Consider the following 22,183-nt stretch of genomic DNA (forward strand, 5'->3'; position numbering starts at 1 on the left):
GGAAAAGGTCAGCGACGCAGCAGTTTGACGTCGTCGGCGGTGACGCGCTCGCTGTACTCGTTGCCGAAGTGGGTGCGCACATAGCTCACCACCTCGGCCACCTGGCGATCGTCGAGCAGGTCGGCGAAGCCGGGCATGCCGGCGTGCCCGTCGAGCACCATCATCGTCACGTACGGGCCGGCCGCCAGTTTGGGATTGGTCGCCAGTGCAGGATATTCACCGGCGCCCTGGGCGCCATGTCCGGCCGGCATGTGGCACCCCTGGCAGATGGCCTGATAGACCTCCCGTCCGGAAGCCCTGGCAAAGCGCTGTTGCGGGAACAGGCGCGTGGCATCCGAACTCTGCGCCTGCGCATCGCGCATACCGGGCGGTAGCAGCAGCGCGACGATGAGCAGGCTCGCCAGGGCGATCAGGACGCGGGGTAGCAGACTCATGGGCGGGATCCTCCGGCGACGACCTTGCGATGCAGCCGGTCGACGACGTCATGCGCAGACAGGATCGCGCCCTCCTGCCAGGCGGGAATGTAGGACACATGCTCGCCCGCCAGCGCCAGGCGTCCGTCGATCTGACACAGCGCTTCGTAGTGTTCGGCACGCGCCTGCTCGCTCCACATGCCGAAACAGCCATGCGCGAACGGCACCCGATGCCAGCCGACCGCCACACCGGTCTCGAATTCGTGCGGATATTGCGGATGCAGCTGGGTGCCGTCGTCCACAGCCTTGCGCACGCGCTGCTCCGGCGTCATCGCGGTGAACTGGTAGGCGTCCAGCCCCCACGCATAGGCACCGAGCAGCACGCCTTTGCCAGGACTGTGATAACCGGTACTGGGATAGCTGATCAGCGTGATCGGCAGGTCGGTATAGCTGATGCCGCCGTAGATCGCTTCGTCCTCTTCCCAGAAACGGCGCTTGAACTGCAGCCCGACCTTGACTGAGGCCGCATACGGTACCTGACCGATCGCGGCGGTCATCGCGTCGCTGGCGGTGACCGGAATCCGGCTCAGCACCGAAAGCGGGATCGTGCAGATGCACCAGTCTGCGCTGGCGATGCGTTGCTCGCCGCCCCGCGTCACATCCTGCCAGGACACGCGCACGCCACCGCCATCCTGATCGATCCGGGTGACCTTGGCGTTGTAGGTGATGGCGTCGCCGAGCCGACGCGCGAACGCCTTGCCGATCTGATCCATGCCGCCCACCGGCTGAAACATGGTGGTCTGCATCTCGTAGTTGTTGCCGGCCGCCAGGGTGGTCCATAGCCGCGAGCGCAGCACGTCCTGCATCCCGAACGGTTCGGAGAATTCCGGCTTGCCCGACAGGCCGCCGCCGGGATAACGCGCAAAGCCGCGCCGCTCGCTGCTGTCCTTGCCGCGTACGTAGCCGAAGTTGCGATCCAGCGCGCCCCAGCTGCGCAGCGATTCCAGCAGGATCTGCTGGTCCTCTGCGCTGACGCGCGCGTCCAGCGCATGCTGCTGGGTACACTTGGCCAGCAGCTCGGACACATGCCCCCTGTAGTCGGCGTCGATGGCGCGAAAGCGCTGCGGCCTGCCGCCGAAGCCGCGCTGGCTGTGCAGCAGCGCGTTGTAGTTGACCTGATTGAACGCCTCCAGTGCCACGCCGAACTGCTTGCAGTAGCTCAGCACCGCCGCGTGGTGATGCGGAATGCGCCACGGGCCTGGATTCAGATACAGCCCATCGTCGAACTGGCAGTGCTGACTGGCACCGCCCAGTTCGGTATAGCGATCGCCTCCGCGCAGTGTCCAGTTACGGCCACCGGGTCGGCCGTTGTATTCCAGCACCTGGACGCGATAACCGGCCTTGCGCAGCTCGAAGGCCGCGGTCATGCCGGCCAAGCCGGCCCCCAGGACCAGCACCGACGCGCCCTTTGCGTCGCCATCCAGCTGCAGCGGGCCGCTGAACCTGGATTCGGCCGCCATGCCCAGGCTGCTCATCGCCTGGTACATCATGGCGCCGCCGGCGCTCATCCCGATCCGCGCCAGCAATTGCCGCCGCGTCATCACCCGCGTATGAGTACCCTGCATCAATGCATTCCCTGCACGTCATGGGCGCGTGCGGCCAGTGCGGCCGTCGGGTACTCGGTCTTCAAGTGCTCAGGCATGCAGTCGCCCCCCGGAATATGTTGCCTGCAGAGTGACCGCCCCCGCTCCCCGAGCCTGGCTGTCACCGCAGCTGCGGCACGGACCGACCATACCCAGCGCCGTTCTGCTACAGCGGCGGTGCGAAGGGTAGGCGCTGCCCGAGCGGGTAGGTTGCTACCGAATCGAAACATTTGGATACGAAGCATCGCTGCCCTCGGGCAGACGCGCGCCTGCAGGGCAAGGCATTGCCAAGGCCGGCATTCACCCGGCGGCGCGCAGGCGTGAGCCGGTCGCGGTAATGCGCCTACCCGTTCGCGGCTGGTCGGGCATCGCCCCTCGCACGCTTGCCATGCAGCGGCAAATCGACAAGGCTGCGGCACTACTCCCGAGCCTGCGCATGCCGACCGCACCGATTTCCCTGTTGCTGCTCGACTTCGACGGGGTGCTCGCCAGCTATCGGCGTCCGCGCCGTCTGGCCGCCCTGGCAACGGCCGCCGCCTGCACTCCGGAGCGCGTGCAGCAGGTGCTGTTCGAACAGGGACTGGAGCGCGCCTACGATGCCGGCGCGATCGACACGCCGACGTACCTGAACCAGCTCGGCGACGGTCTGGGGCACCCGATCGACCGGGCCACCTGGATCGCTGCACGCGTGGCCGCGTGCCGTGCAGACCCTGCGGTGGTGGCGCAGGTATTGGCGGTATCGGCGACGACCGCCGTGGCCGTGCTGACCAACAACGGCACGTTGATGGCCGAGGCGATTGCACGGATCGTGCCGTCGCTGTTTCCGCTCTTGCAGGGGCGCGTGTTGTGCAGCGGTGCACTGGGCGGGCGCAAGCCGGACCTGCAGGTGTATCAGCGTGCGCTCGACGCCCTGGGTGCGAGCGCGGCCGGCACCTTGTTTGTCGATGACCTGTTCGTCAACGTCCGCGGCGCCCGCGCTGCGGGCCTGCATGCCGACACGGTGCGCGATGCGCGTGCCTTGCGGCGGGTGTTGCGGCGGTACGGCTTGGGCTGAGGAATCGGGAACCGGAACTTCCGAGTTCGAGTTCCGAGTTCCTCACCGCTCACGTGCCTGCAACGCTGCAGCCGCAGCCACGCGCGCCGTAATCGATTACTTCTGCGCCGCGTACTCGGCAATCGCCAGCCGCAGGCGCGCCAGCCCATCGGCCAGCTCGGCATCGGTCAGATTCAGCGCCGGCACGAAGCGCAGTACGTCCGGTCCGGCCTGCAACATCAACAGCCCGTGCTTGGCCGCCAGGTCGAGGATCGCACCGGCCTGGCCGGCATGCACCTGCGCCAGCACCGCGCCCAGCATCAGGCCGCGCCCGCGGATCTGCGCGAACACGCCGAACTCGGCGTTCAATGCCTCCAGCCCTGCGCGCAATCCAGCCGATTGACGCTCCACATTGGCCGCGATCTCCGCCGAGGCCAGCTTGCGCAAGGCCACCCGCGCCACCGCCGCCGCTAGCGGATTGCCGCCGAAGGTGGTGCCGTGCGCGCCAAACTGCATGGTCTGCGCCACCTTGGAGCCGGCCAGCATCGCACCGATCGGGAAACCACCACCCAGCGCCTTGGCCAGCGTCACGATGTCCGGCGTCGCCTGCTCCTGCCAGTGCGCGAACAGGGTCCCGGTGCGGCCCATGCCGCATTGGATCTCGTCCAGCACCAGCAAGGCATCGTGTTGGTCGCACAGCGCGCGTACGCGCGCCAGGAAGCCCGGTGCGGCCGGCATCACTCCGCCCTCGCCCTGGATCGGCTCGACCATCACCGCCGCCACGTCGCCTGCGGCCATCGCCGCTTCCAGCGCCGGCACGTCGTTGAAATCCACATAGCGAAACCCGCCCGGCAGTGGCTCGTAGCCTTCCTGGTACTTCGGCTGCGCAGTCGCGGTGACCGATGCCAGCGTGCGGCCATGGAAACTGCCGCGGAAGGTGACGATCACGCGACGCTCGGCCGGGCGGCCCTGATCGCTGGCCCACTTGCGCACCAGCTTGATCGCCGCCTCGTTGGCCTCGGTGCCCGAATTGCACAGGAAAACTTTCTCGGCGAAGCGCGAAGCGCCGACCAGTTCTTCGGCCAGACGCAGCGGTGGTTCGCTGTAGAAGATGTTGCTGGTGTGCCATAGCTTGCCGGCCTGCTCGGTGAGCGCGGCCACCAGATCCGGATCGTTATGGCCCAGCCCGCTGACCGCGATGCCCGAGGACAGATCCAGATACTCGCGGCCGGCCGCGTCCCACACGCGACTGCCCTGGCCGCGCTCCAGCACCACCTGGCGCGGGCGATACACCGGCAGGTAGTAGTGCGCCAGTGACAGGGGCGAATCGGCAGCGGTACTCATGATGATCGGTCGCGGAAGCGGAAGGGGAACCGGCATTCTCGCGCATTCGCACGCCTGCGGCACAATGCGCGCATGCGCCCACTCTCCGATCCGCAGCTCACCCCCGCCACCGACCAGGGCTGGCGCCGGCACTGGTTCGACATCATCTACCGGCACGATACGCGCCCCTCGCGCAATTTCGACCTGATGCTGGTGGCGGCCATCCTGGCCAGCGTGGTGGTGATCATGATCGACAGCGTGCCGCGCATCCATGCGCAATCGGTACACTGGCTGCTGCCGCTGGAATGGGCCTTCACGATCCTGTTCACGCTGGAATATGCATTGCGCCTGGCGGTGGTGCGGCGCCCGCTGCATTACGCGCTCAGCATCTGGGGCGTGATCGACCTGCTGTCGATCCTGCCCAGCTATCTGTCCTTCTTCGTCCCCGGTGCACAGACGTTGCTGGTGGTGCGGGTGCTGCGCATCCTGCGCCTGTTCCGCATCCTCAAACTCACGCGCTATATCCAGGAAAGCGGGCAGCTGGTGGATGCGCTGTGGCGCAGCCGCCGCAAGGTGCTGGTATTCCTGTTCAGCGTACTCACCATCACCGTGATCGCCGGCGCCACGATGTACGTCATCGAAGGCCCGCAGCATGGGTTCACCAGCATTCCGACCAGCATGTACTGGGCCATCGTCACCATGGCCACGGTGGGCTTCGGCGATCTGGTGCCGCAGACCACGCTGGGCCGTTTCGTCACCTCGGCGCTGATCCTGATCGGTTACAGCATCATCGCCGTGCCCACCGGCATCTACACCGCCGAACTGGCCACCACGCTGCGCGAAGGTGGCCACGCGGGCAAGCGCGACATCCGCAACTGCGTGCGTTGCGGGCTGGAAGGCCATGCGCCGGACGCGCGCTATTGCCGGCAGTGCGCCGAGCCGCTACCGGCCGTGGGCAACGGCTGACGAAAAACCCTGCACGCAGGTGGGTCGCGCAGCCGGCAGGTGCGGCCGCAAGGCCTGCACCGCGCATCGCCAGCGGCGTGTACGCCCCGCGCTCCTGGCCCAGGCGATCCATGCGCACATGCACGCACGCGCGCAGCCTCAATCCAGAAACAGATCCGGAAGCAGGTCGCGCGAGGGATCCACCGCATAGCCGCGCAGATCGGTGATGCCGGCCTGCGCCAACACCTGCTCGTCGATCAGGAACTGCCCGTGGAAACCGGCCGCTTCGCGAGTCAGCACCGCATGTGCGGCATCGGCCACGATCTCCGGCCGGCGACAGGCGGCCGCCTCCACCCCGGGCAGCATATTGATCGCATCGGTGGCGATCACCGTGCGCGGCCACAGCGCGTTGACCGCCACGCCCTGCGGGCCGAACTCGGCGGCCAGCCCGAGCGTGACCAGGCTCATCCCCATCTTGGCCAGCGTGTAGCCGGTGTGCGCGCCCCACCACGCCGGATTCAACGAAGGCGGCGGCGCCAGGCTGAGGATGTGCGGATTCGGCGCCTGCAGCAGATGCGGCAGGCAGGCCTGTGCACAGACGAAGCTGCCGCGCGCATTGACCTGCTGCATCAGGTCGAAGCGCTTCATCGGCGTCTGCAGCGTGCCGCGCAACCAGATCGCGCTGGCGTTGTTGACCAGGATGTCGATGCCGCCGAACGCCTCCACGGTGGCGGCAACGGCGGCCTGTACCTGCTGCTCGTCGCGGATGTCGCATTTGAGCGCCAGCGCCTGCCCACCGGCCGCGCGAACCGCGTCCGCCGCACCATGGATGGTGCCGGGCAGTTTCGGATTGGCCACTGCCGACTTGGCTGCGATCGCCACATTGGCGCCATCGCGCGCCGCCCGCAGCGCAATCGCCAGCCCGATCCCGCGCGAGGCACCGGTGATGAAGAGGGTTTTGCCTTGTAACGTCATGGGATTCGGGAGTCTGGATTGGGGATTCGTCAGAGCTTACAGCCGATGCTCGCACCGAATCGGGATTCGTCATGCCGCCCAACCACCAGCCCTGCACCATCCGCTTTTACGAATCCCCAATCCCGAACAACCAATCCCGGCCCCTCAGGGCTTCGGCCCCTGCCCCTCGTTGTCTTCCCAGTGCAGGATGCGCCGGGTCACGAAGCGGTAGACCGGTTTGCCGGTGGCGAACCACAGCTCGCGCACCCAGGAGCGGCGCTGGAGCACGCGGCGCTCCACCGGGGTGATCGCGGCCGGGCAGTACATCCGCTTGTGCTTGAGCAGGTGACGCAGGTCTTCGCGTGCAAGCAGGCGCATCCAGCGCGCGCGCGGGCGGCCGCAGACTGCCAGTTGGAAATCGATCACCGCCGGGCTGCCGTCGTCCTGCACCAGCCAGTTGGCTTCCTTGGCCAGGTCGTTGTGAGCGACGCCGCGCCGATGCAGCTGCTGCAGCAGCCGGCGCGCACGGCGGAAGTAGGCCAGATCGCCGCATGGCGGGCGCTGGTACATCGCAGCGCCGGCCAGATAGCTACGGTCCAGGTGGCGCCCGTCCCAGTGCAACAGGCGCGGCGTTCGCGCCAGTCCATCCAGCTGCCGCAACGCCCGGGCCTCGCGCCGGGCCAGCCACCACGCCACACCGCGCAGCAGCCACGGCGCCGCACTCAGGTCGCGTCGCACGAAGACGCGGCCGGCGTCGCGGATCAACAGGATGCGTCCGAAGGTGTCGGACTTCAGCGGCAGGTTGCCGGCGGAATCGTCGCTCATGCCCCATTGTAGGCGGCGCGCCAACCCGACCCTACCGCAGGCGGCTGGCCCGCAGATCGCGCAGGCGCGTATCGACTCGGCTGCAACCGCAGGTGAAGCGGGCGGGCGGATGTGAGGGCCACGCACGTCAGCGCCGCCCTACCCACCTATAATTCCGCAATGAACTCATGGATCGACGCCACGCTGGAGTGGATCGGACACCACCCCACCTTGGCTGGCGTGGCGATCTTCGTCATCGCATTCTGCGATGCGGTGATCGTGCTCGGCGCCATCGTGCCTGCGCTGCCGTTGCTGTTCGCCATCGGCGTGCTGATCGGCCTGGGGCAGATCAACGGCCCGTACGCGGTGGTCTGCGCGACGCTGGGCGCCTTCGTCGGCGATGCGCTGAGCTTCTGGGTCGGCCATCGCTGGGGCCATCAACTGCATACCTACTGGCCGTTCCGGCGCTATCCGCAATTGCTGGAGCGCGGTGAACTGCTGTTCCGGCGCAATGCCTTCAAGAGCATCCTGATCGCCCGCTACGTGGGTGCGGTGCGTCCCTTCGTGCCGGCCATCGCCGGCATGTCACACATGCCGTTCAAACGCTATTTGATCGCCAGCGGGCTGGCCTGCATCTCGTGGGCTCTGCTGTTCCTGGTGCCGGGCTGGGTGCTGGGCACCGCCTACGACGCAGTGGCCGCCGTGGCCGGGCGTCTGTTCGTGGTGGTGGCGCTGCTGGCCGCGGTGATCGGCCTGGCCTGGGCGATGGTGCTGTATTCGTATCGCTGGTCGGCCGGCCACCTGGATGCCCTGCTGGCGCGGCTGCTGGAGTGGTCGCACCGGCATCCGGTGCTGGGCAACTGGTCGGTCAGCGTGTTCGATCCGCGCCGGCGCGAGTCGGTGCCGCTGGCGATGATGGCCTTGATGCTGTTGCTGCTCGGCTGGGGCTGGTTCGCGCTGTTGATGGTGGTGCTGGCGCATGGCGAACCGCTGCGCGTGGACCTGGCCGTGCACGACCTGATGCTGGCCCTGCGCAACCCGCTGGCCGATTACCCGATGGTGGCGCTGGCCTCGCTGGGCGACTGGCAGGTGCTGCTGCCGGCCATCGCGGCGGCGATGGGGTATCTGGCCTGGCGGCGGCGCTGGATGGCAGTGACGCATTGGGTGATCGCGCTGGCGTTCGGCCTTGCCCTGACCCAGTTGCTGGGCGCCACCGTCCAGGTCGTGCGCCCGCCGGCGGCCAGCAGCGGCTTCGGGTTTCCGTCGGTGGCGGTCACCATGGCCACGATTGGATTCGGCTTCTTCGCGTTGCTGATCGCACGCGAATTGCCCGGCCGGCGCCGGGTGTGGCCATACCTGGTCAGCGGTGCGCTGGTGTCGCTGATCGGCTTTGCACGGTTGTATCTGGGCGCGCACTGGCTCAGCGACGTGGTCGGCGGAATGCTGTTCGGCATCTTCTGGCTGCTGGTGCTGGGCATTGCCTACCGCCGCCGCGCCACCCGTGCATTCTGGGTCAAGCCGGTGTCGTGGATTTTTTATGGCGTCTTCCTGGGCTGTGCGATCTTCTTCGCCCCGCGCAATCTGGAGGCCAAGCTGGCGAAGTTCGAACCGCCGGCGGCGCTGCTGATGGAGCTGCCCGCCAGCGACTGGTGGAACGGCCAGTGGCGATTGCTGCCGGCGCGCCGCAACGAATTCGACGACGACCAGCGCTGGCCGCTGGACGTGCAGCTGGCCGGCCCGCTCGCGCCATTACAACGGCAACTCGAAGCGCGCGGCTGGCGCGCACAGCCGCAGGCCGGATGGGAGCAGGCGCTACATCTGCTCGATGTCAGCGACCGCCCGGATGAAGTGCCCATTCTGCCGGCGACGCTCGATACCCGGGTCGAAGCGCTGTTGATGGTGCGCCACGCCGCTCCCGGCCATGTCCATGTTCTGCGCCTGTGGCCCGCTGCCGCGCGCCTGCAGCCCGGCGCCCAGCCCCTCTGGGTAGGCAGCACGCAGACCCTGCGTTACAGCCGCCACTTCAGCCTGATAGGCCTGTGGTATCCGCTGCGTGGCGTGGATCCGGCACTGAGCGCCCTGCGCGATGCGCTCGGCCCGCTGCCGCATCGGGTGGAACAGCGGCGTCGCTCGCGAGTACCGGTGATCCTGATCGACAGCACCTCGGGCAGTGCGGTGCGTGGCGAAAACAACCACAACGCTGCAGCGCAAACGCAGACCGCGGCGTTCGATCCAGCAGCATCAGGTTCTCCACAACAACGCCGTTGATCGATCGGGCAACAGGCGATTGGCTGGCGATCGCGCGGTCGTGTTGATATGGGGTTTCAGCAACGCGTCTTGAACGCTGTATCGATGGCGGTCACGTGCTGACGTCCTGTAGAAACAGATGAATTTTCAGGGTTAACGCTTGGCTAGCCGAGCGCGCGGCGCCCTCACCACTTGCGGGACACGCCGTTAACCCATCCATGGGGGCTCGATGGCGGCATCCATGCCGCAAGCGGCGAGGACACCGCACCAGAACGTTTGTCGGTGATCTACCAAGGAGCAGAGAACACTGCACCGCCTGCATCGCATGGTTTGCTATCGCTTGAACACTCTGCGCACCGACCAACTTGACTGGTCCTTGCCCGCTCACCGTCGCGGGACCTTACGCGGCATGGATGCCGCGTAAGAGCTTACAAGGACGTACTTGCAGCGTGTCCCGCGATGGTGGGCGGGCAAGGGCCCTGCAGCCAAGCCGCAGCCGCCCTACAACTAACGCATCCGCACCGTTTCATTACCTCTCAAGGTGGCCGAGAGCTTGTGTTTCAGCGCCGTTTGGATGCGCACAAGCCGCGCTGGTCAAGGGCGCAATGCCTCACCACAACACGCCATCCACCGGCTGAATCGGCTCCGGCGCTTGCTCACCAATGGCCTGCAGCGCATCGATCTCCACCGTGCGGCACATGGTGTCCAGCGGCAGGTCGTGGATGGTGTTGGCGAACGGGTCGACCAACTCGTCGCCGATCTTGAGGACCGCCAGGAACATCAATCCGGCCACCGTCGATCCCACCGGCGTGGCGTACTGCAGGGTCTCCACCAAACCGATCGGCAGCAGCACGCAGAACAACCGGGTGAACAGCGTGGGATAGAAACGGTACTGGTAGGGCAGCGGAGTGTTCTTCAGCCGCTCCATGCCGCCTTGCGCATTGGCGATATCGACCAGGATACGTTCGACGCTGGCCTGCTGGATGCTGTCGATCCAGCCCGCGCGCCGCGCCTGCTCCACGTCGCGGCCGGTGGTATCGAGCAGGCCATTGGCCACATTGGTGCGCGTGATCACCGCCGCGACCTCGTCGGCGTGCAGGCGTGACTCCAGCGCCATCGCCACCGGCAGGCGACGCAACTGACAACGCAAGGCGTTGACGTAGGCGACCTGCCGCATCGCGATCGTACGCCCCAGCCCTGTGGCCTCCGGTGCGGACAGCAGACTCACGCCCAGACGTACCAGGTTGCGCGAGGCATTGATCATCTGCCCCCACAGCACCCGCCCTTCCCACCAGCGCTGATAGGTGGAATTGGCGCGAAAGCCCAGGAACAACGCCAAGGCCGAACCGAAGATCGTCAGCGGCAGCGCCGGCGCGCGGAACGGCAGCACGTAGTAGATGATCGTGATCAACACGTCCCACACGAACAACACCGCCAGGGTTCGCCAGACCTGGCCGATCACATCGGCCACTCGCGGTTTTACGTCGATGATCAAGGGCACACTCCGTCGGAAAGGAACGAGTGCGCCCGCGGCGCGCATCCTGTGCGCAGATGCGGTCGCTGGCGCACTCATGCGTGCGCAGTGTGAGGCCGTCGTGGTGCAAGCGTGGTGAGCGGCGGCCGGTGCGCGATCGCCGGGTTACGGCATCCACGCCAGCAGTTGATCCAGTCGCCGGTGCGGATCGTCCAGCTGCAACAGCGACAGCCGCTGCTGTTCGGTCAACGGCAGCAGTTCGGCCAATCGCCAGCCCACCCAGGCGGCCTGATCCAGCAGGCCCGGACCCACCGATGCGAACTCGCCGCCCACCTGCTCCAGCAGACGCTCCAGCAGCGTGGACAGCAGCGCGTGTTCGGGGCGCAGTTCGTCATCCGGGTCCGGTTCGCACCAGGCCACCTCGCCGACCACCAGGCCATTGTCGCGAATGCGCGAGCGCTGCACGCGGAAGCGGCGCACGCCGCGCAGGCGCAGCACCAGCACGCCGTCGGCACCCACATCGAAATCCTCGATGCGCACCTCGGTCCCGAATGCCGCAGGCGTCGCCGGTACACCGACCTCGTTGCCATCCAGGATCAGGCACACACCGAAGCTGGTGCCGCTGCGGCCGCACTCGCGCACCAGATCCAGGTAGCGGCGCTCGAACACGCGCAGGCCGATCGCCGCGCCCGGCAGCAACACGCTGTGCAAGGGGAACAGCGGCAGCGTGCCGGTGTCGGCAGTGGCATGGACCGGCGCCATCAGGCCAGCTGCGCCAGAAAACGCCGCGGCGCGCCATCGAACCCGCCGTTGGACATGAACACCACATGGTCGCCAGGGCGTGCCAGCTCGCCCAGGCGGCGCAGCAAGGCGTCCACATCCTGCGCCACGTGCGCATCGCCACGCACCTGCGCAATGATCGGCGCCGCATCCCAGGCCAGCTCGGGCCGATGCAGGAACACCACCGCGTCGGCCTCCTGCAGCGACGGTGCCAGCGCCTGCGCATGCGCGCCCAGCCGCATCGAATTGCTGCGCGGCTCCATGGCCACCACCACGCGCGCCGTGCCCACCTTCGCGCGCAGGCCCTGCAGCGTGGTCGCGATGGCGGTGGGATGGTGCGCAAAGTCGTCGTAGACGGTCACCTCGCGCGCCTGGCCCAGCAGCTCCAGCCGCCGCTTGACGCTCTGGAAGCGCGCCAGTGCCGGCATCACGCTGGATGGATCCACCCCCACCGCCTGTACGGCGGCCAGTGCGGCCAGCCCGTTGAGCACATTGTGACGCCCGACCAATGGCCACTGCACCTGGCCGATCTCCACGCCGCGATGCGCCACCGCGAAAACACTGCCATCAGCGGCGATCAGGCGCGCGCTCCACTCCAGCCCCGCGTCGAAGCCGAAGCGCTCCACCGGCGTCCAGCAGCCCATCGCCAGCACCTCGGCCAGCCGCGCATCCTCGCCATTGACGATCAGCCGCCCGCGCGCCGGCACCGTCCGCACCAGGTGATGGAACTGCCGCTGGATGGCGGCCACGTCGGGAAAGATGTCGGCGTGGTCGTATTCGAGATTGTTGAGGATCGCCACCAGCGGCCGGTAATGCACGAACTTGCTGCGCTTGTCGAAGAAGGCGGTGTCGTACTCGTCGGCCTCCACTACGAACTCGCGCCCCTGGCCCAGCCGTGCGGAGACGCCGAAATCCTCGGCCACCCCGCCGATCAGAAAGCCCGGCGCGCGGCCGGCCGCCTCCAGCAAGTAGCTCAGGATGGTGGTGGTGGTGGTCTTGCCATGGGTCCCGGCAACCGCCAGCGTGTCGCGCCCGGGCAGGACCTGCTCGGCCAGCCACTGCGCGCCGGAGGTGTAGCGCCGCCCGGCATCGAGCACCGCTTCCACCGCAGGATTGCCGCGCGACAAGGCATTGCCGATGACCACATCGCTGGCATCGGCGGCGATATTGGACGCCGCATAGCCCTGCGCCAGCGCGATGCCCAAGGTTTCCAACTGTGTGGACATGGGCGGGTAGATGGCCTGATCGCTGCCTTCCACCTGCCAGCCCAGCTCGCGCGCCAGGGCGGCCACACCGCCCATGAAGGTTCCGGCGATGCCGAGAATGTGAAGTTTGCTCATGACACCCATTGTCGCCGATCGCTGGCGTTACGCGACCTTGCAACCTTGTTACAAGCCCGCTGTCAGGAAAATCCTACCGTACTGTCAGGAATCTCCCGATATGCGAACTGCGTCACATCCATCACTATGCTGAACGCCAGTCGCAGCACCCTTTGGTCCTACTCCCCAAGAGGCCAAATCCCCAGGGAGCTCATGTTGTCGAGGCTTTGAGCAAGCCTATTACTGGCGTTATTGGGCCCCGGTCGTCTTGTACGACCGGGGTTTTTCTTTTCCGATCCGGATACCGCATACGCTGACGCACCGGTCGGCGGACCGGACCCCGTGGGCCCGGCCCGGGGGATCAGCGCTTGAGCGCCGAGCGGATCCGCTCCAGCACCTCGTCCAGCGACCCCACGCCATCCACGCGCGCCAGCTTGCCGCGCTGCGCGTAGAAGCCGATCACCGGGGCGGTGGAATCGGTGTAGACCTGCAGACGCTTGCGGACCGAATCCGGATTGTCGTCCTCACGGCCCTCGGCCTTGGCGCGCCCGGCGATGCGCTCGACCAGCAGTTCGCTGGCCACGTCCAGCTGCACGACCGCATCCAGTGGCTGCCCGATCTTGCTGAGCAGTTCGTCCAACGCATGGGCCTGGGCCACGTTGCGCGGATAGCCGTCCAGGATGAAGCCATTGGCGACATCGGCCTGGCCGAGCCGCGCTTCCAGCATGCCGAGCAGGATGTCATCGGAAACCAGGTCGCCACGCGCCATGACTTCCTTGGCTTTCAAGCCCAACGGCGAGCCGGCGGCGACTTCGGCGCGCAACAGGTCGCCGGTGGAAATATGCGGGATCTCAAAACTCTCTTTGAGCCGTGCAGCCTGGGTGCCCTTGCCCGAACCGGGCGGTCCCAACAGAACCAATCGCATCAGTGGACTCCACTTTCGAATAAAAACGCGTTGCGGTTGGCGGCGTTAGACTCGAGCCTTCGCCAGCACTGACCGTCTGGTCGTGCAGCTTACCGCATCCGGGGAATGTCCCGGCACTGTCCCTGCGTCATGTCCCCTTCGAGGAGCCTGTCCCTTATGACCATCGGCAACTTGTTGTATGCCCAATCCGGCGGCGTCACCGCTGTCATCAACGCCACCGCCGCTGGCGTGATCGGCGAGGCACGCGCACGCAAGGTCAAGGTGCTGGCGGCGCGCAACGGCATTCTGGGTGCCCTGCGCGAAGAGTTGATCGACACCTCCAGGGAATCGGCTGCCGCCATCGCCGCGCTGGCGCAGACCCCCGGCGGCGCGTTCGGCTCGTGCCGCTACAAGCTCAAGTCGCTGGAACAGGACAGCGCCAAGTACGAACGCCTGCTCGAGGTCCTGCGTGCGCATGACGTGCGCTGGTTCCTCTACAACGGCGGCAACGACTCGGCCGATACCGCGTGGAAGGTCTCGCAGCTGGCCAAGGCCTATGGCTACCCGCTGCATTGCATCGGCGTGCCCAAAACCATCGACAACGATCTGGCGGTGACCGATACCTGCCCCGGCTTTGGCTCGGCCGCCAAATACACCGCGGTATCGGTGCGCGAGGCGGCATTGGACGTCGCCGCCATGGCCGACACCTCCACCAAGGTCTTCATCTACGAAGCGATGGGCCGCCATGCCGGCTGGCTGGCTGCCGCAGCCGGCCTGGCCGGGCAGGGTCCGGACGACGCGCCGCAGATCATCCTGCTGCCCGAACGGGCCTATGATCAGGCCGCGTTCCTGGCCAGGGTCAAGCAAGTGGTCGAAAAGGTGGGCTGGTGCGTGGTGGTCGCCAGCGAAGGCATCCAGGACGCGCAGGGCCGCTTTGTCGCCGATGCGGGCGGTGCTGCAGATTCGTTCGGCCATGCCCAACTCGGCGGCGTGGCCGCGTTCCTGGCCGCGCAGGTCAAACAAGAGCTGGGCTACAAGGTGCACTGGACGCTGCCCGACTACCTGCAACGCTCCGCACGCCACCTGGCGTCGAAGACCGACTGGGAACAGGCCCAGGCAGTGGGCAAGGCCGCCGTGCAGTACGCGCTCAAGGGCATGAACGCGGTGATCCCGGTGATCGAGCGCGTCAGCGATACCCCTTATCGCTGGAAGATCGTGCCGGCCCCGCTGCACAAGGTGGCCAACCACGAAAAGAAGATGCCTCCCAGCTTCCTGCGCAAGGACGGCTTCGGCATCACCGAGCGCGCCCGTCGCTACTTCGCTCCGCTGATCAAGGGCGAAGCGCCGCTGACCTATGGCAACGACGGCCTGCCGAAGTATGTGGCGCTGAAGAACGTGGCAGTGGCCAAGAAGCTGCCGGCGTGGGAGGGCTGACGCATCGCTCAGCCCCCCGGCGCACCGCTCGGATCACGCGCATGCCACGACGCGTCATCCCGAACGCATACGGGATGCGGCGGTGCGCTCTGCCTTGAGGCAGCACGGCGACGCACCGACCACATCGGATGGGGAATCTATCGCGGAAGTGAGCCGGAGCGATGGACACTCCATCGCCACGGCAGCCGGCCACCGCTTGCAGCGTCAGCGTGGGAGCAGGAGCTACGGCGCCATCGCCAGGTTGACCCCGAGCGTGATCCAGCCGTGCGGCGCGTTGCGGCGGTCCTGTCCGGCGACAAGGTCGATGCTGGACGCCTTGCCGACCATCCGGCGCAGCCCCAACTGACCGCCTTGTCCGGCATGGTCATCCCCGAAGGCCTCGGCCAGAACGGTCCACGACGCATTGATCGCATGCTCCATCCCGAGCCCGGCGCTGGTCGTATCCGGCCCGGCATGCAGCGCAGAGGCACCGAGGTTGGCGTGGATGCGGGTAGCGGCGTCGGGGCCGATCGACCACGTCAACGGCACGCTGAGGTAGCTGCCGCGCTGCTGCGGACCCTGCCATGCGCGCTGCATGCCGACCGACACCGCAAGGCCCCAGGCGTGGCGCTCCGGATCGCGCAAGACACGCTTGGCACCGACATCCAACGATGCCGGCCCGTGCCTGAGGTCGGTCAGCCCGAACGCGATCTCCGTTCCCATTACATTGCATGCAGGTACCACGGTGCTGGAAGCGCCGCTCGGCGTTGCCCGCCACCAGGCTTCCAGCTGACAGTGGCCGCGCGCAGTGACGCCGGCATCATCGACGACCATGCTGGCGGCCGCGCGCGCCGTCACCGGATGCGACAACGCAATGGCTGCAAGCAGTATCGTGCAGTAACGAAATGGCTTCATGCATATCACATCGAAGAGGACGGCTGCCCCCGCCTACCCCACGCGGCAGCGCCGCGTAGACCAGGAATCGGGTCGACGATTGCCCACGCAGGCATGGGTTCGCTGCATGGCGCCGCGCAGTATCCACGACGCGTTGTGTGTGCCGCAATGTGGATGGCAGAGCCGCTCTCAGGGCGTCGTCACGGGCAGGCCTTGCCTTCCATGAGCTGCTGCGCTGCGAACATCGGCACCTGCGGAATCTTGCCGGCAGCAGCCTGCTGTTTCGCATCTTCCAGATAGATGCGCGACTGACCCTGCCCATCCAGCTGCGGCTTGGCGTCCACCGGCTTGCGCCAGACGCGCACCACCGCCTGCTGGCTCGGGCAGGCCGCACTGGGAACACGGATCACGTCGTTGAAGATCCAGCCCGACGCAACGCTGGGCGCGGCCTTGGCGTAGTCCACGAAACGCGCGCGCGGCTGACAGGTAGGACTGCTACGCACCACCGACAAGGTATACGGCTGCGCCGCATTCCCGGTGAAGACGCCCTCGAGCCGTGCGCACGCCTCGGGAATCTGCCGCAAGGTGTGCACGGCGCCGACCGCCTGCGCGGTGCCGGCTGGACGCGGCTTGAGCTCCGGCACGGGGTCGGCGGCGAACGCGCTACCGGCAAGCAACAAGGCACTCAGCGCTGTGACGTAGCTGGACGCGGCGTGGTTGGACATGGTCGCTCCGTGGAAGGCCTGGATCGTGGTGGCCGCAGGCTGTCACGCGGCAACTGAACGACGTGCCAAAGCCATGGTGGTGGCACCCCCGCAAACCGCGGCGCATACTCGGTCGCGATCCGGCCATTGAACATCGCGACGCGCATTGCGGCCCCTGCGGCCGTCGAGTCCGTAATCGCCATCTACTCGTCGTGCATCGCCCCTGGTTCGTCCCGACCGGATGACATCCATTCTTTGGGAGGGGTCATGCTGGAACATTACGGGTTGGTGCTTGCGCTGGGTTGTGCGGTCGTGGCAATCGTCTATGGCATGGTCTCCGCGCGCTGGGTGGTCGCGCAGCCAAGCGGCAATGCACGCATGCAGGAGATTGCCGCCGCGATCCAGGAAGGCGCGCGCGCCTACCTCAACCGGCAGTACCTCACCATTTCGATCGCCGGCGGCGTGCTGTTCGTCCTGGTCGGCCTGTTCCTGAGCTGGTACACCGCGATCGGCTTTGCGCTTGGCGCAGTGTTGTCCGGGCTGGCCGGGTACATCGGCATGAATGTCTCGGTGCGCGCCAACGTGCGCACGGCCGAGGCTGCGCGCCAGGGCATCGGCAAGGCGATGGACGTGGCGTTTCGCGGCGGCGCGATCACCGGCATGCTGGTGGTCGGACTCGGGCTGCTCGGCGTGGCCGGCTATTTCGCCGCGCTGCAGGCCATGGGGCTTGCACTGGAGCAGAACCTGCATGCGCTGGTCGGGCTGGCGTTCGGATCGTCGCTGATCTCGATCTTCGCTCGCCTGGGAGGCGGCATCTTCACCAAGGGTGCGGATGTGGGCGCGGACCTGGTGGGCAAGGTCGAAGCCGGCATTCCCGAAGACGATCCACGCAACCCGGCCGTGATCGCCGACAACGTGGGCGACAACGTGGGCGATTGCGCCGGCATGGCGGCCGATCTGTTCGAGACCTATGCGGTGACCGTGATCGCCACGATGCTGCTCGGCAGTCTGACACTCGCCGACACCGGGCCGCATGCGGTGCTGTATCCGCTGGTGCTTGGCGGTGTCTCGATCATCGCTTCGATCGTCGGCGCGGCCTTCGTCAAGGTCAAGCCCGGCGGCTCGATCATGGGCGCCCTCTACAAGGGGGTGATCGTATCCGGTGTGCTGGCGGCGCTGGCGTACTGGCCGATCACCCAGGCATTGATGCGCGACAACAGCCACGGCGCCACCGCGTTGTATCTGTGCGCGCTGATCGGCCTGGTGTTGACCGGGCTGATCGTCTGGATCACCGAGTACTACACCGGCACCCAATACACGCCGGTGCAGCACGTGGCATCGGCGAGCACCACCGGCCATGGCACCAACATCATTGCCGGCCTTGGCATTTCGATGAAATCCACCGCGCTGCCGGTGGTCGCCGTATGTGCCGCGATCTGGAGCGCGTTCCATTTCGGCGGCCTGTACGGCATCGCCATCGCGGCCACCGCCATGCTGTCGATGGCCGGCATGATCGTGGCATTGGACGCATACGGCCCCATCACCGACAACGCCGGCGGCATCGCCGAGATGGCCGAACTGCCGCCGGACGTGCGCAGCATCACCGATCCACTGGATGCGGTCGGCAATACCACCAAGGCCGTGACCAAGGGCTATGCGATCGGTTCGGCGGCGCTGGCCGCCCTGGTGCTGTTCGCCGACTACACCCACAACCTGCAGGCCGCCAACCCGGAAGCGGTGTTCACCTTCGACCTGTCCGACCACACGGTGATCATCGGCTTGCTGATCGGCGGACTGATTCCCTACCTGTTCGGCGCAATGGCGATGGAAGCGGTCGGCCGCGCGGCGGGCGCAGTGGTGGAGGAAGTGCGGCGCCAGTTCCGCGAGATGCCCGGCATCATGGCCGGCACCGCCAAGCCGCAATACGATCGTGCGGTGGACATGCTGACCCGCTCGGCGATCCGCGAAATGGTCGTGCCATCGCTGCTGCCAGTCGTGGTCCCCATCGTGGTGGGCTTGCTGCTGGGGCCACGCGCATTGGGGGGGCTGCTGATCGGCACCATCGTCACCGGGTTGTTCCTGGCCATTTCCATGACCACCGGCGGTGGCGCCTGGGACAACGCCAAGAAGTACATCGAAGATGGCCACTTCGGCGGCAAGGGCAGCGAAGCGCACAAGGCCGCGATCACTGGCGATACCGTCGGCGACCCGTACAAGGACACCGCAGGCCCGGCGATCAACCCGCTGATCAAGATCATCAACATCGTGGCTTTGCTGCTGGTGCCGCTGCTCTAGCCCGGCGCACGGCCCAAGCGGGCACCCGATGCTCCACCGATCGGGATGCCCGCTGCGGCGCGACCGCTCGACGCCAGGCGGTCGCCCGTGGGGGCACCTGCTGCGGACTACCGCGAATGGCGCAACGCATACCGCCCCGGCCTGCGCCACGTCGATCGAAGGGCCGCCGGCGCGTGTCCTATAGACAGCCGATCAGGCCGTCGTAGATCGGCGGAGCGCCGCCGGGCAGCGGCTCGAACAACGGATTGGTCACCGCCAACACGCGGTACAGCTCGTCCAGGCGGGTTCCGGCCTTCAACGGCGCAGTACAGCGCCAGACCCGGCTATCGGACCGCAGGTAACCGGTGCGCGGATCCACGCTGACCTCGCTGGCGCCGAACGTCCAGATGCAGCTGCGCACGATCCCGCTGACCCGCTGGACCGAACAACGGAAGCGCAACGACTGGTAATCGCTGAACTCCCCACCGCAGAAGGTATCGCCACAGATCTGGTCGAAGTCGTGCTCCAGCCGCTGCTCCAGGTCGATGAACGCCTCCCAGCCCTCGCCGTTGGCGGGCCAGTCCACCGCATCGACGAAGGCCGGCGCGGCGGAGGTGGCCGTGGCGGCGGGAGCCAGAATGGACAACGACAAGACGACGAGGACGTGGGCAAGCCTGTACATGGGCACTCTCCGTAGCTGGGATGTGCCGTCAGCGTGCGCCGGGGCAAGCGCCGCCGGCATCGGAGAGCTCCCCGCGTCGCGTGCGGACTATGCCGCGGCCGGCCATCGGAAGCCTGCCCATTCAGGGTCGCTGCAGCGCAACAGCCGAACGCGTAGAATCGCGCTCCACACACTGCTGATGCCTCGGAGCTACGCGCATGGGTCTTGAACTGGTCACCTCTGGCAAGAATCTGCCGGAAGAAATCAACGTCGTCATCGAAATCCCCAAGGATTCCGAGCCAGTCAAGTACGAAGTGGATAAGGCCAGCGGCGCGATCTTCGTCGACCGCATCCTGTCCACCCCGATGCGCTATCCCTGCAACTACGGCTACGTGCCCAACACCCTGTGCGGCGACGGCGATCCGGCCGATGTCCTGGTGGTGCTGCCGTTGCCGCTGGTGCCGGGCTCGGTGGTGCGGTGCCGCCCGGTCGGCGTGTTGCGCATGAGCGACGAAGCCGGCAGCGACGAAAAGATCCTGGCGGTGCCGATCGAGAAGATCTTCTCCGGCTACGCGCACATCGAGGACATCAACCAGGTGTCCAGCCACTGGATGGAGCGCATCGGCCACTTCTTCGAACACTACAAGGATCTGGAGAAGGGCAAGTGGGTCAAGCTGGACGGCTGGGGCGGCGCGGTGGAAGCCAAGCGCATCCTGGTGGAAGCGGTGGAACGCTTCAACTCCGACGTGCCCTGATCCATTCAGCCCTGCAACGGCCCTGCAGGCATGGGGCGATCGGGATCACGCTTTCGGCGTGATCCCGGTGACCGCTGGCGGCAGATTGGGTACATTGCCGACAGCGTTTGGCCGGTGTCTGTCACCGGTGACTTCTGGGGAAGTGTCTTGCGTATTCTGTTTGTTGGGGACGAAGCCAGCCTTCCGTCCGACCTGATCGATTATGTCGCCGATCTCGGCGAGCAGTGGCAGGCACAGCAGGTCGCCGATGGCAATTCGGCGATCGAGGCTGCCGCGCTGTCGCCCTTCGATGCGGTGATCGTTGCGCCGGTCCTGCCGGACCTGACTGCGGCGACCTTGCTGGGGCAGATCCGTACCCTGCGACCGGACACGATCCGGATTGCGTTGATCGACGCCCAGGATGGCCAGCGGACGCCACCGGCCCGCATCATCGGCGTGGCGCATCGCTTCCTGCCGATGCCGTTGGCGCCGGAAGTGCTGCTCGAGGCGGTCACCAGCCTGGAAGAATTACGCGATCTGCTCGGCAATCCGCGCCTGCGCGCGGCGATAGGCCGGATCGAGAAACTGCCTTCGCCGCCACACCTGTATCTGAGCCTGATGCATGCGTTGGAAGAAGACGATGGTGCCGACGCGGCCGATATCGCCAAGCTGATCGCGGGCGACCCGGCGATCGCCGCCAAGGTGCTGCAGTTGTGCAACTCGGCGTTCTTCTCCGGCGGCCGCAGCATTACCGATCTGCGCACGGCGGTCACCCGTCTGGGCGTCGCGACGCTGCGCGATCTGGTGCTTGCCAGCGAAGTGTTCTCGGTGCAGACCCTGACGCCCGCCGAACGTAGCGCGATGCAACGGCGCGCCCTGCTTTCTTCGCGGCTGGCGGCCAAGGTATTGCCGCCGACCAGCGCGGAACTGGGCTCCACCGCGGCCTTGCTGGCCGATATCGGCCTGCTGCTGCCGGGTGTGCGCGACGAACGCGAGCCGACGCCGGAGGGCGGCGACGAGCGCCTGGGCCATACCGAAGCCGGCGCCTATCTGCTCGGCCTGTGGGGCCTGCCGATGCCGATCATCGAAGCGGTCGCCTTCCATCGGCACCCGCAGCGTTCCAGCCTGCGCAGTTTCTGGGTCACCGGCGCGGTCCATGTGGCCACGGCGCTGGCCAGCGGCGAAACGGTGGACGAGGAGTATCTGTCCAGGGTCGGCGTGATCTCGCGCCTGCCCACCTGGCGCGAACAGGCCGATACCCTGCTGGGGCTTGCCGAGGCGTGATCGGCTGATCGCACTGGCGATCGGAATGGAAAAGGCGCGATCGGATCGCGCCTTTTTTCGTTGCCACCTCGCTCGCAGGCCGGGCGCCGGTCTCGCATGCATGGCCGGCCACGCACTCCGACGCTGGCGGGCTCGGCCGTTCCCACCCTGCACCGCTGGCTGTGCCGGCAGGAGCGCCTGCCGGACGCTGGCACCGCTCAGTTGGCAGCCGGCTTCAGGACACACGGCCCTGCATTTGTCGCATGTCCTGTAGCGGCTCATCTTGCAGCGGCCAGCGTAGAAACCCCGCCTTTCCGGCAGACGCCATCCTGCCAGCGCATCGTTCCGTTGAGCGTCTGTCGGCTGCGTCAACGACACGCTCCAGTGCGAGACCCCGCTGC

19 protein-coding genes and 1 pseudogene are annotated in these 22,183 nt (G+C 67.0%); 7 read left to right on the plus strand and 13 right to left on the minus strand.

The window, feature by feature from the left end; genetic code table 11:
- Positions 1-8 precede the first annotated feature (8 nt).
- Positions 9-434: a c-type cytochrome gene (locus LL964_RS07885; protein WP_104586767.1), complete on the minus strand. Its 426-nt coding sequence runs from the start codon at positions 432-434 to the stop codon at positions 9-11.
- Positions 431-2,038 carry a flavin monoamine oxidase family protein gene (locus LL964_RS07890; protein ID WP_167395262.1) on the minus strand — a complete coding sequence of 536 codons (1,608 nt, stop codon included), beginning with the start codon at positions 2,036-2,038 and terminating at the stop codon, positions 431-433. Before LL964_RS07890 ends, LL964_RS07885 begins: the two co-directional genes overlap by 4 nt.
- A gap of 454 nt (positions 2,039-2,492) precedes the next feature.
- On the opposite strand from LL964_RS07890, the gene LL964_RS07895 reads away from it, so the two are divergent.
- The gene (locus tag LL964_RS07895; protein ID WP_104586858.1) at positions 2,493-3,110 is read left to right on the plus strand and encodes an HAD-IA family hydrolase; all 618 of its coding nucleotides are present in this window, start codon (positions 2,493-2,495) and stop codon (positions 3,108-3,110) included.
- A gap of 96 nt (positions 3,111-3,206) precedes the next feature.
- Here LL964_RS07895 and LL964_RS07900 read toward each other — a convergent pair whose 3' ends face one another.
- On the minus strand, positions 3,207-4,433 hold the full coding sequence (locus LL964_RS07900; protein ID WP_104586769.1) for an acetylornithine transaminase: 1,227 nt from the start codon (positions 4,431-4,433) through the stop codon (positions 3,207-3,209).
- 72 nt (positions 4,434-4,505) lie between these two features.
- On the opposite strand from LL964_RS07900, the gene LL964_RS07905 reads away from it, so the two are divergent.
- Complete coding sequence (locus LL964_RS07905) at positions 4,506-5,378, plus strand: ion transporter (RefSeq protein WP_104586770.1); 873 nt, start codon at positions 4,506-4,508, stop codon at positions 5,376-5,378.
- A 138-nt stretch (positions 5,379-5,516) separates the two neighbouring features.
- Here LL964_RS07905 and LL964_RS07910 read toward each other — a convergent pair whose 3' ends face one another.
- Positions 5,517-6,332 carry an SDR family oxidoreductase gene (locus LL964_RS07910; RefSeq protein ID WP_104586771.1) on the minus strand — a complete coding sequence of 272 codons (816 nt, stop codon included), beginning with the start codon at positions 6,330-6,332 and terminating at the stop codon, positions 5,517-5,519.
- A 144-nt stretch (positions 6,333-6,476) separates the two neighbouring features.
- Entirely contained in the window at positions 6,477-7,136 is a 660-nt protein-coding gene (locus LL964_RS07915) for a serine/threonine-protein kinase (RefSeq protein WP_104586772.1), read from the minus strand.
- A gap of 159 nt (positions 7,137-7,295) precedes the next feature.
- On the opposite strand from LL964_RS07915, the gene LL964_RS07920 reads away from it, so the two are divergent.
- Positions 7,296-9,383: a bifunctional DedA family/phosphatase PAP2 family protein gene (locus tag LL964_RS07920; RefSeq protein ID WP_104586773.1), complete on the plus strand. Its 2,088-nt coding sequence runs from the start codon at positions 7,296-7,298 to the stop codon at positions 9,381-9,383.
- 186 nt (positions 9,384-9,569) lie between these two features.
- Here the strand turns inward: LL964_RS07920 and LL964_RS20105 are convergent.
- The 5 genes and pseudogenes from LL964_RS20105 to LL964_RS07940 all read right to left on the minus strand — a co-directional run.
- Positions 9,570-9,762: pseudogene (locus LL964_RS20105) on the minus strand (hypothetical protein); the annotation flags it as partial.
- A 210-nt stretch (positions 9,763-9,972) separates the two neighbouring features.
- Positions 9,973-10,857 (minus strand): bestrophin family protein, encoded by an 885-nt coding sequence (locus LL964_RS07925; protein ID WP_104586774.1) that lies wholly within the window; start codon positions 10,855-10,857, stop codon positions 9,973-9,975.
- A 144-nt stretch (positions 10,858-11,001) separates the two neighbouring features.
- The gene (locus LL964_RS07930; RefSeq protein WP_104586775.1) at positions 11,002-11,598 is read right to left on the minus strand and encodes an LON peptidase substrate-binding domain-containing protein; all 597 of its coding nucleotides are present in this window, start codon (positions 11,596-11,598) and stop codon (positions 11,002-11,004) included.
- A complete protein-coding gene (mpl, locus tag LL964_RS07935; RefSeq protein ID WP_208621406.1) occupies positions 11,598-12,965 on the minus strand; it encodes a UDP-N-acetylmuramate:L-alanyl-gamma-D-glutamyl-meso-diaminopimelate ligase in 1,368 nt (455 codons plus the stop codon). The genes LL964_RS07930 and mpl overlap by 1 nt, the downstream gene beginning before the upstream one ends.
- A gap of 331 nt (positions 12,966-13,296) precedes the next feature.
- A complete protein-coding gene (locus LL964_RS07940; RefSeq protein ID WP_104586777.1) occupies positions 13,297-13,860 on the minus strand; it encodes an adenylate kinase in 564 nt (187 codons plus the stop codon).
- A gap of 156 nt (positions 13,861-14,016) precedes the next feature.
- Here LL964_RS07940 and LL964_RS07945 point away from each other — a divergent pair, with 156 nt between their 5' ends.
- On the plus strand, positions 14,017-15,273 hold the full coding sequence (locus LL964_RS07945) for a 6-phosphofructokinase (protein WP_104586778.1): 1,257 nt from the start codon (positions 14,017-14,019) through the stop codon (positions 15,271-15,273).
- A gap of 222 nt (positions 15,274-15,495) precedes the next feature.
- Here LL964_RS07945 and LL964_RS07950 read toward each other — a convergent pair whose 3' ends face one another.
- Positions 15,496-16,167, minus strand: a complete 672-nt coding sequence (locus LL964_RS07950; RefSeq protein ID WP_104586779.1) for a hypothetical protein — start codon at positions 16,165-16,167, stop codon at positions 15,496-15,498.
- A gap of 179 nt (positions 16,168-16,346) precedes the next feature.
- Positions 16,347-16,871: a hypothetical protein gene (locus LL964_RS07955; RefSeq protein ID WP_104586780.1), complete on the minus strand. Its 525-nt coding sequence runs from the start codon at positions 16,869-16,871 to the stop codon at positions 16,347-16,349.
- Between the two features lie 246 nt (positions 16,872-17,117).
- Between LL964_RS07955 and LL964_RS07960 the strand changes: the two genes are divergently transcribed.
- The gene (locus LL964_RS07960) at positions 17,118-19,145 is read left to right on the plus strand and encodes a sodium-translocating pyrophosphatase (protein WP_104586781.1); all 2,028 of its coding nucleotides are present in this window, start codon (positions 17,118-17,120) and stop codon (positions 19,143-19,145) included.
- 178 nt (positions 19,146-19,323) lie between these two features.
- On the opposite strand, the gene LL964_RS07965 is transcribed toward LL964_RS07960, so the two are convergent.
- Positions 19,324-19,806 carry a hypothetical protein gene (locus tag LL964_RS07965; protein WP_104586782.1) on the minus strand — a complete coding sequence of 161 codons (483 nt, stop codon included), beginning with the start codon at positions 19,804-19,806 and terminating at the stop codon, positions 19,324-19,326.
- A gap of 197 nt (positions 19,807-20,003) precedes the next feature.
- On the opposite strand from LL964_RS07965, the gene ppa reads away from it, so the two are divergent.
- Together ppa and LL964_RS07975 are read left to right on the plus strand one after the other, a co-directional pair.
- Positions 20,004-20,540: an inorganic diphosphatase gene (gene ppa / locus LL964_RS07970; protein ID WP_104586783.1), complete on the plus strand. Its 537-nt coding sequence runs from the start codon at positions 20,004-20,006 to the stop codon at positions 20,538-20,540.
- A 114-nt stretch (positions 20,541-20,654) separates the two neighbouring features.
- Positions 20,655-21,803: an HDOD domain-containing protein gene (locus LL964_RS07975; RefSeq protein ID WP_167395263.1), complete on the plus strand. Its 1,149-nt coding sequence runs from the start codon at positions 20,655-20,657 to the stop codon at positions 21,801-21,803.
- Positions 21,804-22,183 lie beyond the last annotated feature (380 nt).

The organism is Xanthomonas melonis, assembly GCF_020783655.1.
Taxonomy (GTDB): Bacteria; Pseudomonadota; Gammaproteobacteria; order Xanthomonadales; family Xanthomonadaceae; genus Xanthomonas; species Xanthomonas melonis.